The organism is Dysgonomonas mossii DSM 22836, assembly GCF_000213575.1.
Classification (GTDB): domain Bacteria; phylum Bacteroidota; class Bacteroidia; order Bacteroidales; family Dysgonomonadaceae; genus Dysgonomonas; species Dysgonomonas mossii.
This window is the reverse complement of the sequence record NZ_GL892008.1, coordinates 230,655-244,632: the sequence shown is the minus strand read 5'-3', so window position 1 is coordinate 244,632 and position 13,978 is coordinate 230,655. Positions and strand designations below refer to the sequence as shown.

The window sequence follows — 13,978 nt, the reverse complement described above, 5'->3', positions numbered from 1 at the left end:
TTTTAAACATAAAATATTCACCATGAAAAAATTCATTATTTTATTTTCTTCATGTTTGTTATCGTTTAACTGTGGAGCTCAGCAATCTAAAGGACAATCTCTCGTATTGAAAACTCCTGTAAAAGAGCGTCCGGCAGGACAAACAGATGTACTCGAGTTGAGAACCGAACGCTTACCTGTGGTGCGTGTAGCATTTATCGGCTTAGGGATGCGAGGCCCCGGAGCTGTGAACCGCATGACTTATATTCCGGGGGTGGAGGTTGTCGCATTATGCGATGTAGAGCAAAAAAACACAGAGAAAGTAAATAAAATGCTTGAAGAAAAAGGTCTTCCTAGGGCTCTTGAGTTTTATGGAGATACCTCTGTGTGGCGTAAGGTCACAGCCCTTCCCAATGTAGATCTTGTTTATGTGGCAACAGACTGGTTGTCGCATGCAAAAATAGGTATTCAGGCGATGAAAGACGGCAAGCATGTGGCAATTGAAGTTCCCGCTGCTGTAACAATGGATGAAATATGGGGATTGATCAACACCTCCGAGCAAACCAGAAAACATTGTATGCAGTTAGAAAATTGCGTATATGATTTCTTCGAACTCACAACCCTGAATATGGTACAGCAAGGATTGTTAGGGGAAGTAATTCATGGCGAAGGTGCTTATATTCATGGATTACAACCATATTGGGATGAGTACTGGAACGACTGGCGCATGGACTTTAATAAAAAGCATCGTGGCGATGTATATCCTACGCACGGACTTGGACCTGTATGTCAGGCGATGAATATACACCGTGGCGACAAACTGAACTATTTGGTTGCGATGGATACGAAGGCGATAGGCAATCCTGAATTTTTGAAAAAGAAAAGAAATGAAGAAGTAAAAGATTTTCGCAATGGAGATCATACCACCACTATGATTGGAACAGAGAATGGGAAATCTATATTGATAGAACATAATGTAACATCACCTCGTCCATACAACCGCATGTATCAGCTTACCGGGACAAAAGGTTTTGCGAACAAATACCCGATAGAAGGATATGCTTTAGACAGTGAAGAGCTTGACCCCGCATTGACCAAGAATCATGAAAACCTGACGGCTCACAGCTTCGTGCCCGAAGATGTGCAAGTGGCATTGATGGAGAAATACAAACATCCTATAGCAAAAGATATAGAAGATCAGGCTAAGAAAGTCGGAGGACACGGAGGAATGGACTTCATCATGGACTATCGTCTGATATACTGTCTTCAAAGGGGGCTTCCGCTAGATATGGATGTATATGACCTTGCCGAATGGTGCAGCCTGATACCACTAACGGAAATCTCGCTCGACAATAATTCAGCTCCTGTAGAGATTCCCGACTTCACTCGTGGAGGGTGGAATAAAATAAAAGGATTGAAATTTGCTCAGTAATCCCCTTCGTAGACCTTTATAAAAGGATAAAGGAAAAGGAGTTGTCGGTGTTCACTTTAGTCGAAAAGGGTAGGGGTAAACTTGAAAAAGAATTATTTTAGTAAAAGGGAGTAATCTCTCTATATTCTAAACTTAAATATACTTATGAAAAAAAATTACTTGATTATTTTAGCCGTATTCTGCACGGCTCTGTTTTCAATGACAGTATCAGCCCAGAAATTATTTAATCTTAAGTCTCCGAATGGTAAACTGGAAGCTGTAATTAATGTAGGTAAAACAGTCGATTATTCTGTTTTGCATAACGGCGATCTTATGCTCGACAAGTCTACGATTTCCATGTCACTCAGTGACGGTACTTTTTATGGAAAAGACGCGAAGTTGTCGGGATCATCTACAAAGACCGTAAATCAGACAATTAGTGCTCAGGTATATAAACGTAAGCAGATAAAAGATAATTATAATGAGCTTACGCTCAAATTTAAAGATCACAGTATTCTCTTTAGAGCATACGACGATGGTATTGCTTACCGTTTTGTGTCTGCCTCTAAGAAGCCTTTTGCAGTACAAGGCGAACAGGTTGAGTTTAATTTCCCTGCAGACAGCAAAGCTTTTATCAACTATACTAATAAACAAGAATCGGCTACTTTCGACGAACAATTCTTCAATTCGTTCGAACAACCGTATGTTCATAATCTTTTGTCTGAGTGGAATAAGAAAAGACTAGCTATAAGCCCTTTGGTAGTAGAGGGAGTAAAAAGTAAAAAGGTTTGCATTGTAGAAGCTGACCTTCTTAACTATCCGGGAATGTTCTTATATCCGGGAGATAAAGCCAATATTCTGAAAGGGATTTTTGCTCCGTATCCGAAAGATGTAGAACAAGGAGGGCACAACAATCTGCAAATGGTTGTAAAATCTCGTGAGAATTTCCTTGCAAAATTTGATGGTGCTACCAATTTCCCTTGGCGTGTGGTAATCGTTTCCGAAAAAGATTCAGACCTGGCAGATAGTGATATGGTGTACAAGCTGGCAACACCGTCTCAGGGTGACTACTCTTGGGTAAAACCGGGCAAGGTAGCATGGGACTGGTGGAACGATTGGAATCTTTATAATGTAGATTTCAAGACAGGCGTGAACAATCAGACGTATAAATATTATATAGACTTCGCATCTAAATATGGTATAGAATATGTAATTCTGGATGAGGGATGGGCTGTGAATTTGAAAGCCGATCTGTTTCAGGTTGTTCCCGAAATTAATTTGCCCGAACTTGTCGCTTATGCTAAATCGAAGAATGTAGGTCTTATCCTTTGGGCAGGATTTCATGCTTTCGATCGTGATATGGAAGCCGTTTGCAAGCATTATAGCGAGATGGGAATCAAAGGTTTTAAAGTAGACTTTATGGATAGGGACGATCAGGTTGTTGTTGATTTTCACCGTCGTGGTGCAGAAACGGCTGCTAAATATAAGATGATGTTAGACTATCACGGTACTTACAAGCCTACTGGTTTGCAACGAACATATCCGAATGTGATTAACTTCGAGGGCGTAAATGGATTGGAGCAAATGAAATGGGCTGAAAACCTCGATCAGGTTACCTACGATGTTACTATTCCGTTTATTCGCCAAGTAGCAGGACCTATGGATTACACGCAAGGTGCGATGCGCAATGCTACAAAGGGGAATTACAGAAGTGTGAATAACGAAGCCATGAGCCAAGGTACACGTTGCCGTCAGCTTGCTGAATATGTTATTTTCGAATCTCCCTTGAATATGCTTTGTGACAGTCCGTCAAACTATATGGCAGAACAGGAGTGTACTGAGTTTATCGCTGCTGTGCCTACCGTTTGGGACAATACAGTTGCGCTGAATGGAGAAATTGCAAAATATGTAGCCATTGCCCGTCAAAAGGGAGATGCATGGTATGTGGGAGCATTGACAAACTGGGATGCCCGTACAATGGAGCTTGATTTGTCGTTCTTGGGCGAAGGTAACTTCAAAGGGGAAGTGTTTAAAGACGGAGTAAATGCCGATCGTGTTGCTAAAGACTACAAAAAAGAAATAATAGATATTCCCGCCGATCGGAAGCTTCCAATATCAATGGCTCCGGGTGGAGGTTATGTTGTGAAAATAACAAAGAAATAAAAATAATTATTCTTCTATTATAAGATAAGAGGCTGCCCCCCAGAAATGAGAGACAGCCTCTTTTGTTATAAAAAAATAATCACGGCTTTATTTTATATTTTGCTCAGCGCCTGATCCAAATCAGCGATAATATCGTCAATATTTTCGATACCGACTGATAATCTTAACAATCCCGGAATAGCCCCTGCCAAAACTCTTTCTTCGTCCGAAAGTTGTTCGTGAGTTGTAGTTGCAGGATGGATGATTAGAGATTTAGCATCACCTACATTTGCTAAGTGGCTTATCAGTTGGAGTGAGTTTATCACTTTGTCGGCATTGTCCCCCGCTCCTTTTACTTTGAAAGAAAGTACACCGCCGGCTCCTTTTTTGAAGTATTTTTTAGCCAATGCGTGGTATGGGCTGCTTTCTAGTCCCGGATAGTTTACATATTCTACTTTAGGATGGTTTTCCAACCATTTAGCAGCAGCCAATGTGTTTTCTACATGACGTTCTACACGAAGTGATAGGGTTTCCAATCCTTGTAGCAAAAGGAATGAGTTGAACGGGCTGATTGTACTCCCCCAGTCTCTAAGTCCTTCTACTCGGGCACGTATCGTAAATGCGATATTACCGAATGGGCCATTTGCTCCAAATACATCCCAGAATACGAGTCCGTGATAGCTGTCGGAAGGCTCTGTAAATTCAGGGAACTTACCATTGCCCCAGTTAAACTTACCACTATCTACAATCACCCCGCCAAGAGATGTTCCATGTCCGCCTATCCATTTGGTAGCACTTTCTACTACAATGGTAGCCCCATGTTCTATCGGGCGGAAGAGTGCACCTCCTGCACCGAACGTATTATCTACAATTAATGGTATTTCGTATTTGTCGGCTACAGCAGCGATAGCTTCAAAATCAGGGATATTCAGATCGGGATTTCCGATTGTCTCCAGATAAAGGGCTTTTGTTCTGTCATCAATCAGCCTTTCGAACGAAGCCGGCTCGTCATCCGGAGTAAAGCGTGCTTCTACTCCCAAACGTTTGAACTGTGACTTGAACTGATTGTGTGTACCACCATACAGATGCGAAGTAGTAACAAAGTTGTCTCCCTGCGACAATATGTTGTTAAGCGCCAAAAATTGAGCGGAGTGGCCTGATGCTGTTGCCAGAGCAGATGTTCCGCCTTCAAGAGCAGCTATACGTTTTTCAAATACATCTGTAGTCGGATTCATCAGACGAATGTATATATTCCCGAATTTACGGAGTCCAAACAAATCGGCTCCATGTTGTGCGTCATCAAAAGTGTATGACGTTGTTTGATAAATAGGTACAGCACGTGATCGTGTAACCGGATCTACCTCTTGTCCGGCATGTACTTGTAACGTTTCAAATTTATAGTTGCTCATATTTTTTTGTTTTTATAAAATGAGAGTAATTGATTGTACAATCAATTACTCATAACTAAATAAAGATAACCTTTAAGATCGTATTATGTTGATTAAAGTGGGTATTCTTCGAAAGCATACAATACTGTAGACAAATAACGCTCTCCTGTATCGGGAAGGATTACAACGATATTCTTTCCTTTGTTTTCAGGATTTTTTGCTAACAATGTAGCGGCATACGCTGCTGCGCCCGAAGATATACCTACCAATAGACCTTCTTCGCGAGCCAGTTCACGGCTTGTGCGGATGGCATCGTCATTGCTTACCTGAATTATTTCATCTACAACAGAGTTATTGTATGTTTTTGGCACAAAGCCTGCTCCTATACCTTGTATTTTATGCGGGCCGGGTTTGCCTCCTGATAATACAGGTGAGTCTGTTGGCTCTACAGCCACTATTTGCACATTTGGGTTGTGTTTTTTCAAAACTTCGCCTACACCGCTTACAGTTCCGCCTGTACCGACTCCTGCTACAAAGATGTCGACTTTACCATCGGTGTCACGCCAGATTTCCTCAGCAGTCGTTTTTTTATGTATTGCAGGGTTTGCAGGATTCGCAAATTGTTGAAGAAGAACTCCCTTCGGGTTTTGTCTTTGTAGTTCTTCGGCTTTTGCTATCGCACCTTTCATGCCATCGGGGCCCGGAGTAAGAACAATATTTGCACCAAGTGCTTTAAGTAGATTTCTACGCTCTATACTCATGGTTTCAGGCATTGTTAATGTAAGCTTATAGCCTTTTGCCGCAGCTACGAAAGCAAGCCCTATCCCTGTGTTTCCACTGGTTGGTTCTATCAGTTCGCTGTCGGGGTGAAGTAGTCCCGATGCCTCTGCTTCTTCTATCATCGCATTGGCAATACGGTCTTTGACGCTCGATGCCGGATTGAAGTATTCTAATTTAGCAATTACATGAGCATCTACTCCATGTTTCTTATTATAATTTGATAGCTCCAATAGCGGAGTGTTTCCGATAAGATCAGTTAATTTTTTTGCAATTTTTCCCATAACCGTTGATTTGTTTGTTTAATTATTGATACAAAGGTACATACTTTGAGGTACATATAAAATCGCTAAAGTAAGGTATTTTGATACCATGTTTATGGTATATTTTGCTGAGATATTTGATAAAGTAAAAAACGTTAAGAAGAATGTTTGATAGAAATTATTAACGTATATTCGTAGTGCTTTAAGCAAATCTTGTGGAACTTTACAAATCTAAAAAGTAATACATTAATAAACGTTTGAAAGGAAACAATAAATTTGTATAAACGCTATGGAGATATCAGATCTATATAATATATATAAGAAATACCCGGAAATTTCAACTGATACACGTAATAGTCCTAAAGATTCAATATTTTTTGCATTAAAAGGTGCAAATTTTAACGGAAATGAATACGCTGAAAAAGCAATCGATCAGGGCTGTGCCTATGCTGTTGTTGATGAAGAAAGATACGCAACCAGACCGAATATAATATTAGTAAAAGACAGTCTGGAAACACTACAAGAATTAGCCCGCCATCACCGCAAACAATTTATAAAAAAGCCAATTATCGCTATCACCGGAACAAACGGGAAAACAACGACAAAAGAGTTGATTTATTCTGTTTTGTCTCAGGAGTATAATGTGCTGGCGACTCAGGGAAACCTGAATAATCATATCGGAGTCCCGCTAACCTTGCTGAGGATAAAAAAAGAACACGAGATTGTGATTGTGGAAATGGGAGCGAGCCATGTAGGTGAAATCCGCTTTCTTGCCGAGATGGCTTTACCAAACTATGGGCTGATTACGAATCTGGGACATGCACATATCGAGGGGTTTGGTTCGTTCGAAAATGTAGTGAAGGCGAAAGGGGAGTTGTATGAATTTATCCGCAGCACCAAAGATGGGAAGATATTTATAGACTACAGCAATTTGCTCTTACGCGAAATGTCGGAAGGGATAACGTCAATATATTACGGACTGGAGGACGATTTATTTATTTCAGGAAAAGTAACATCTATCAGTCCTTTCCTTGCATTGGAATGGAAATTTGGCAGTAAACGCAATAAGGTACAAACAAATATGATAGGAGAGTACAATCTCTCTAATGCATTGGCTGCAATAACCATTGGTAAGTATCTCGGAGTAAAAGCTTCTTTGATATGTAAAGCCATAGAGGAGTATGTGCCGACTAATAACCGTTCGCAACTAAAGAAAACAGAGAAAAACATGCTTATAATAGATGCATACAATGCCAATCCGACAAGTATGCATGCCGCTCTCGAAAATTTTGACCATATGGATGTAAATCATAAGGTTCTTATCCTTGGAGATATGAAGGAGTTGGGGCCTGATACAGATATGGAGCATCAGAAGATTGCAGATTATATAAGCGATCATAATTTTGAAAGGGTTATGTTTATCGGAGATAATTTCAGCAGGGTAAAAACAAAGTATCCGAGATTTAAAAATCTTGATGACCTGAAAGAATATCTCAAAAAAGATCCGGTTGAAGATAGTTATATATTGCTCAAAGGCTCGAGGGGAGTACAACTTGAGAAATGCATTGACATGCTATAAAAAGATAATAAGTTGAAAATAGAAAAAGATCCTCATTTGGGGATCTTTTTCTATTTATATACTTGATTGATTTTTTGAACAGAATAGAGATTGAGTATCTTAAATCAAATCCTTATAAGGATGAGGATAGTCACTACCCATTGTTTTCTTATATTCTACCACAAATGTCTGATAGCGGATGCGAGCCTCTTCATTTAGCTTTAATCTTTGTAAAGCTTTGGTCTGGAAAACTAAGGCCTCGTCGTTCAACGGGTCTATATTGAACAATGCCTCTGTTAGATTTATAGTTGTCTGATAAGCTTCTGTGGTAAAGCTTTTTTCGATTTCTATTAATAATACAGGTTCCAGTTTATGTTCCATGTCTATCTTGAATGTATCAAAAAGAGCCTGATCTGAAGATCTTAGGAACTTACCACGTGTTAGTATCTCTATTAATTCTTCTCTGTTTTCTTCTATACCCGTAGATATGATTTGAATGCATCTTACAAAGTCGCAATAACATTCGTCGGTTAATACTATTTTAAAATAGCCTTTGTCATATACAAATTCAATTCCATCCAATTCTCCTAGTGCTTTCCTTAAGTGATTGATAGTAACTCCTCTTGAATTCTTTACTTTATCTTCGGGTTTGTCGGGCCATATGAGATTGCTAAGTCGTTGGGAGGTGATACCGTCTTCGATACTATATTGCAGAACAAGAAAGAACATTTGCCTTAGCTTTGTACTGAACATATAGGTAATATCTTTATTGTTTCTATCGCGCACAGTAAACTCACCGAATAGATAAATGGAATTAGGCTTATCAATTCTTTCTTTATCGTTATTCTGTATTCTTAATGTTTGGCTGGTGTTTCTGCTGTTCTTATTTTTCTGAACAAACTTCTTATATAGAAGATACCCTATAATAGAGATACATATACTAGTTAGGCCGATAATTATTAAAACAATAATACCTGATTCTTCTTTCGGATAATTTGTAAGATCTCCCGCTGTAATGGGAGGGAATGCCAACGAATAAACCTTAAGATCGGAAGATACATCATCGGCAAACTCCTGTACAATTGCATACAGATTGTTTAGCTGATGGTCGTAATATAGATTAGCGTTTGTTGTAATCTTATCCGAATATATCGGAATCGAGTCTCCTAATATTTCATAGCTGCCGTCTTTCAGTGAGAAGCGGTACAATTGTAAAAATGATTTCGAAAAATGCTCAGGATAGCACAATGTGTAAAAACAAGAATCATCAAGGATAACCATTCCCCGTACAGGTACTACATTGTTTTTATCCCATGGAATTTCCCAGAGCTTTGTAATATGTTTTGTATTTAAATCAACTTTATGCAGATCATAGAAATATTTTCGTCCTACCACCTGTTCGCCCGATTCGTTGCCCATACCTCCGAATACATATATGGAATTTGTTTTCTTCAGATATCCTACCGACGAAAAGTAACGAGGAAGTATTGTATCTCCGCTAAACCCGTCCAGTGTCGACCATTTTCTCTCGTTTAGGTCGAAACAGTAAAAGTTCTTACTGTAGTACATATTGCCGAATCCACCAAAGATGGTATATTTATCTGTGGAAGGATCGTAGTAAGCTCCGTGATGATGTAGTTGTTTGGGCAGTCGCTCAGTACTTTCCGTTGTCCATTGATATGTGTCCAGATCTAGACTGGCAATCATGGGTTGTTCATCCGTTATATTGTGATACACCTCGTACGCATATAGTCTATTGTTTTTCGTATCGATAAAGTTTGTACCCAAAGCAAGGTTTACCGGACATTTTTCATCAAATACTTTTGTCCTTGTTTCACCCGATCTTACATTATATATAGAGATAGCATCCCTGTTGAAATAATATATTTCTTTCTTTCTTACGTTGTAGTTGGCTCCGGCTACAGTTTCGGATTTGAATGAAGTCTTAAAGCTCCAGTGATAAGCATCATTTATCAGCCATTGTGGATTTAATACTTCTCCCAATGCCTTCCCTTTCGAATCGTGGACAATACTTCCCTCATTCTCTCTTAATGGGAATGTATATTTCTCATTATTCCCCACCGAAAGCTCCTTGATCGCAAAAGAAGGAGTGTCGATAATGTGATCGCTTTTACCAAAGAGAATAACCGGATAGTATTTTTCAGGAAGCCCTGAGGCTACAGCTCTAAATACCCTGTCGTTTACCGTTAATCTTATCGAATCACTCTTTAGGTCAAATGATATTATCATTCTGAGCCAATGCTTATCAAGCTGTTCTTCTTTATTTAGTTCGGCAGTGATCAAGCTGCTTCGTCCTTCTTCGTTGAACTTGAATACAAAACTACTGCCTTGTCCGTCATAAAATAAATTATAGATTTTATCGGATTTCTCATTTTTTATACGAAGAATGTATCCAATTTCTTTTGCAGGATAAAGGGCTATCTTAAAATCGATATTGAAATAGTTGGAAAATGCAACGGATGAATTTTTGAAAACATCGTAAGAAGTTCTCTTATCTATAGCTTGCTCCCCTCCACAAAATTTTAGACCTTGAGATAAGGCTGTTTGTGAATAAAAACAACTAAGTATGAAAAATATATATAGATACAGTTTCATGGAATAGAAAGTACAATTTTCAAGTTAATAAGATTGTTTCCGGGTGACCTCTATTGCAATACTCTGTTTTGTGATAAATGGAGATGGGCAGAGGTGTCTTATCAAGATATAAAGATATTAAAATCTTTTTAATAGAAAGAGATTCCCTTTTAATACCGTTTTAACTGGTTTTTCATAGTTTCTTATAATGTCCACATAATAAGGTAAAAAGAACAAGATTAATGTTTTTTTTACTTAATAACCCAAATTTAACCCAATAATTAACCTTTGAGCGCCAATCTTTGGTAAAAATGATAGCAGGCAATAAATATGTCGAGCTGTATCATAAAAGAAAAATAATTAAATAACCAAAATCTATTAATCAACCAACCAAAAATCAGCCTATGTACATTGATGTTTCTAATTAATGTTAACTCTTAACTTTTATAACATGATTTTAATGAAGAAAATTTTGCGAACATTTCTGTTCGTAGCTATGCTTGGCGGCATAGTATCTGTAGCAGCCTCATGTAGTGATGATGAATCGGAACGTGTCGATTACGGCACTGTTACGGGGATTGTATTAGATGAGATGGATGCTCCTATTAGTGGTGTTACTGTTACCATATCGGGTGTAGAGGAAACAGTGACTACAGGAAGTGATGGCAAATATACTGCCCAGAACGTATCTATTGATTCCCATTCGGTAAAATTCTCAAAGGATGGATTTCAAACAATTGGTGTAACTATTACTGCCGGTAAATTCGATGCAAACAAAGTAGCAACTACAAGTGTAAAAATGGTAAATGCCTCGGCAAAAGTTGTCGGTACCATTACTGATGCTAAAAACGGAGGAGCTCCTCTTGCCGGCGTAACAGTAAGTGTAAGTGCTGATGAAAGTGCTACATCGGGAAGTGATGGTAAGTTTGAAATTAAAAATTTAGTGGCAAACGACTACACCGTAACGTTTACTAAAGCAAACTATGTAACAATAACCAAAACAATAACCAAAAGTGATTTCGTTGATGGTGTTGCAACAATAGATCTAAGAATGGGTGGCGTTGAACTGCTACGAGGTTTAACCGCAGAAGATTTGGTAACTGCCGATAAATGGTATTACAATGAATACCGTGGTGGTGGTAATGCCGATGCGTATCCTCATTGGGATTGGGCATGTGACTATATGTGTTCCCTTACCTTCTGGGGCAACTGGGAAGAGCAATGGGAAGGAACTACGTTACGCATTAGAAACGATGGTGCAGATCAAAAGAATCCTGCCGATTTAGACGTTTTTGATTCATTTACATACGGTAGCAAAAAAATAACAGAAGATAATAAAATTCTTTCTGTGAGACTTCGTACGCATAATGCTGATCCCGCTGCGCCTGCATATTTCGGAGTACAGGTAATAGACCTTTCGGCTGCTGATCCCGTAGCTGTAAAAGTAGGCGATACAAAAACACACGGGTCAGGAAACTATGCAGACTATCATTTCGACCTGAGTGCGTATGTTGGTAAAGAAGTGATTGTGGCTATTGGTATCTATCGTCAACAAACCGGAGATTATTGGAAACAATTAGTCCTTCGTCGTATTGCTTTTGCCCAAGAAAATGTAACTAACTGGGATTGGATACCCGGAACAGAAGTAATAGATGGTTGGAAGCTGACTCACGAGATGGTAAGGTCAACAATGCCACATAACAAGAAGTCGTTTACCGGTATAAGTCCTATCAGTGCGGGAAGAGATGTAAACATGGCAACCGGATATCCGGCTGCATACCGAGCATGGCGCAATGTTTCTCATATAGGACACGAATGGTCATTTGTCCCTCTTCACAAAGACCCGGAAGTATTCCCGTCCGAAGGTTACTTGATTAAGACCAGAGGCTCAGGCACTGCTGTTAATACCAAAGAGCCCGAAGCATACTTTTATTCTAAGTTTGCTATAGCAACAGGTAGTAACCAGTTGACTTTGAAGACTCGTAACTTTGGAAGTAACTATACATTCTTTAAGCTGACTGCAATCAAAGAAGACGGAACAATCGTGCATGTCGCTCCAAAATCGAATACCGCTCAAGAAGCTTCCGCTGCCGCAGACGGCTGTTGGAAATTCAAGCACGGTGCGGGTGGAGCCGGTGATCCTGAAGCCTATGCTTCATTTGTGTACGATCTGTCACAGTTCAACGGCAGCAATGTCGTATTGGCATTCGGCGTGTACAAAGGCGAAAGCAACGGTGACGAAAGCAAGCTGGTATTCTATAGTATCAATCTAAATTAATAAAAATGTTGTGGTCTTAGTGAATCCTCTGCATACGACAGTATGGTAAAAAAGATTGTCTATGCAGAGAGTACACTGAGATACAAGAAAAATAGAAAAAATGAAAAAAATAGTAACAACTATTCTTTGTTCTTTGTTGGTAATAACCGTTGCATGCAGCGATAATTCCGAGATAGACAATGGAGGAGGCAAAAAACCGGGAATTATTACTTCCGATAACCTTGCCGAGCAGAACATCCTTCGTGCTATGCAAATGGTAGATAGTGCCATGCTTTATCATTTCAAAGGCGAAGGAATGGCAATGTCGAGATTTTATAATCCTTATACTAAATCCAATGCGAATAGAGACGGCTCTGACGAAAAGGGAAGTGTATGGATGTACACCAGCTCTATCGAGGCTGTGAACGCAATATTACACGGGTTGAAAGCTCACAAGGAGAAAGGCAAAGCCGAACTTTATGATAAGAATTTCAACCGCTATACCGAATTGTTGAACAAGCTGTATACCAATGCCGCGTATTATAAAGGAACATTTAGTCTTACTTCATATACGCAGACTAAAGACTGGTCTGTGTACGGCGTAGATAGAGGTAATGCCAAAGGAACTGCACTGGTAGAAGGGATACACAATGTATATGACGATCAGCAGTGGCTGATACGTGAATTGTTGGAGGCTTATAAGCTTACCGGAAATAATACTTATCTCACAGAAGCGGAGTATCTAACAGAATACGTGCTCGATGGTTGGGACTGTGTTCTCGACAGCAATGGTAAAGAATATGGCGGTATTCCTTGGGGGCCGGGCTATGTAACAAAACACTCGTGTAGTAATGGTCCTGTAGTTAGCCCGTTAGTTTGGCTGTCAGAGCTCTATAAAGGTAAGAATGATGAAATTACCTATAAGTATATTGCTACAGATAATAGCCGCAAATCGGCAACTGTGAAAAAGAGCGAATACTATCTGAAATTTGCTAAAGCAGTTTATGACTGGCAAAAAACAAACCTCTTGCGTGAAGATGGTGTATACCATGATATGATGGGTGGTTGCGACCCTAACTGTGATGTGGCATACGAAACCGTGAATGGTGTAAAATATCGCAAGCACACCAATCTGCGCGATCGTACAGGTACTCCTTATTCGTACAATTGCGGTTCGATGATTTCAGGCGCAGCCGATCTGTATCGTGCAACAGGGGAAAATGTATATCTGGAAGATGGAAAAAAACTATCGGATGCAAGTTTCAAATATTTTGCAAAACTTGGTCTTAATGTTCCGGGATACTATACCTACGACCTGATTGGTTTCAACAACTGGTTTAATGGCGTACTGATGCGTGGATATGTAGATGCATACTCATCTTACAAAAACGCATCGCAATATATCGATACCTTCCAGAAGAATTTGGATTACGGATACGATAACTTCTTCTATAGAGGATTACTTCCTGCAAATCTGCTGGTTGGCTGGAGCCGCGAAAATGTAAATAACAGACTGGAAGGGATGTTTACATTCGCTTTTGCTGCCGAATACGCAACCTTAGCACGATACGAATTGGAGAAAAATTAACTAACTTAAATTTATATTGT

The 13,978-nt window shown here is 39.5% G+C and carries 8 protein-coding genes; 5 read left to right on the top strand and 3 right to left on the bottom strand.

Translation table 11 applies throughout. The features are described from left to right. The first annotated feature begins 22 nt into the window (after positions 1–22). Positions 23–1,411, top strand: a complete 1,389-nt coding sequence (locus tag HMPREF9456_RS12700; RefSeq protein WP_006843941.1) for a Gfo/Idh/MocA family protein — start codon at positions 23–25, stop codon at positions 1,409–1,411. A 144-nt stretch (positions 1,412–1,555) separates the two neighbouring features. Then, the gene (locus HMPREF9456_RS12695; RefSeq protein ID WP_006843940.1) at positions 1,556–3,553 is read left to right on the top strand and encodes a glycoside hydrolase family 97 protein; all 1,998 of its coding nucleotides are present in this window, start codon (positions 1,556–1,558) and stop codon (positions 3,551–3,553) included. Between the two features lie 92 nt (positions 3,554–3,645). On the opposite strand, the gene HMPREF9456_RS12690 is transcribed toward HMPREF9456_RS12695, so the two are convergent. Both HMPREF9456_RS12690 and cysK read right to left on the bottom strand, forming a co-directional pair. Continuing rightward, a complete protein-coding gene (locus HMPREF9456_RS12690; protein ID WP_006843939.1) occupies positions 3,646–4,941 on the bottom strand; it encodes an O-acetylhomoserine aminocarboxypropyltransferase/cysteine synthase family protein in 1,296 nt (431 codons plus the stop codon). A gap of 92 nt (positions 4,942–5,033) precedes the next feature. Next, on the bottom strand, positions 5,034–5,981 hold the full coding sequence (gene cysK / locus HMPREF9456_RS12685; RefSeq protein ID WP_006843938.1) for a cysteine synthase A: 948 nt from the start codon (positions 5,979–5,981) through the stop codon (positions 5,034–5,036). 268 nt (positions 5,982–6,249) lie between these two features. On the opposite strand from cysK, the gene HMPREF9456_RS12680 reads away from it, so the two are divergent. Beyond that, positions 6,250–7,539 (top strand): UDP-N-acetylmuramoyl-tripeptide--D-alanyl-D-alanine ligase, encoded by a 1,290-nt coding sequence (locus HMPREF9456_RS12680; protein ID WP_006843937.1) that lies wholly within the window; start codon positions 6,250–6,252, stop codon positions 7,537–7,539. 99 nt (positions 7,540–7,638) lie between these two features. Here the strand turns inward: HMPREF9456_RS12680 and HMPREF9456_RS12675 are convergent, their stop codons facing one another. Further along, entirely contained in the window at positions 7,639–10,134 is a 2,496-nt protein-coding gene (locus HMPREF9456_RS12675; RefSeq protein WP_006843936.1) for a Kelch repeat-containing protein, read from the bottom strand. Between the two features lie 439 nt (positions 10,135–10,573). On the opposite strand from HMPREF9456_RS12675, the gene HMPREF9456_RS12670 reads away from it, so the two are divergent. Both HMPREF9456_RS12670 and HMPREF9456_RS12665 read left to right on the top strand, forming a co-directional pair. Then, on the top strand, positions 10,574–12,391 hold the full coding sequence (locus tag HMPREF9456_RS12670; protein WP_018075012.1) for a carboxypeptidase regulatory-like domain-containing protein: 1,818 nt from the start codon (positions 10,574–10,576) through the stop codon (positions 12,389–12,391). Positions 12,392–12,491: 100 nt separating this feature from the next. Beyond that, complete coding sequence (locus HMPREF9456_RS12665) at positions 12,492–13,958, top strand: glycoside hydrolase family 76 protein (protein ID WP_006843934.1); 1,467 nt, start codon at positions 12,492–12,494, stop codon at positions 13,956–13,958. The last annotated feature ends 20 nt before the right edge of the window (positions 13,959–13,978 follow it).

What these genes read in the sequence shown, in the direction of transcription:
- HMPREF9456_RS12700 (WP_006843941.1), top strand. Translation starts at nt 23, where the DNA reads ATGAAAAAATTCATTATTTTATTTTCTTCATGTTTGTTATCGTTTAAC.
- HMPREF9456_RS12695 (WP_006843940.1), top strand. Translation starts at nt 1,556, where the DNA reads ATGAAAAAAAATTACTTGATTATTTTAGCCGTATTCTGCACGGCTCTG.
- HMPREF9456_RS12690 (WP_006843939.1), bottom strand. Translation starts at nt 4,941, where the DNA reads ATGAGCAACTATAAATTTGAAACGTTACAAGTACATGCCGGACAAGAG.
- cysK (WP_006843938.1), bottom strand. Translation starts at nt 5,981, where the DNA reads ATGGGAAAAATTGCAAAAAAATTAACTGATCTTATCGGAAACACTCCG.
- HMPREF9456_RS12680 (WP_006843937.1), top strand. Translation starts at nt 6,250, where the DNA reads ATGGAGATATCAGATCTATATAATATATATAAGAAATACCCGGAAATT.
- HMPREF9456_RS12675 (WP_006843936.1), bottom strand. Translation starts at nt 10,134, where the DNA reads ATGAAACTGTATCTATATATATTTTTCATACTTAGTTGTTTTTATTCA.
- HMPREF9456_RS12670 (WP_018075012.1), top strand. Translation starts at nt 10,574, where the DNA reads ATGAAGAAAATTTTGCGAACATTTCTGTTCGTAGCTATGCTTGGCGGC.
- HMPREF9456_RS12665 (WP_006843934.1), top strand. Translation starts at nt 12,492, where the DNA reads ATGAAAAAAATAGTAACAACTATTCTTTGTTCTTTGTTGGTAATAACC.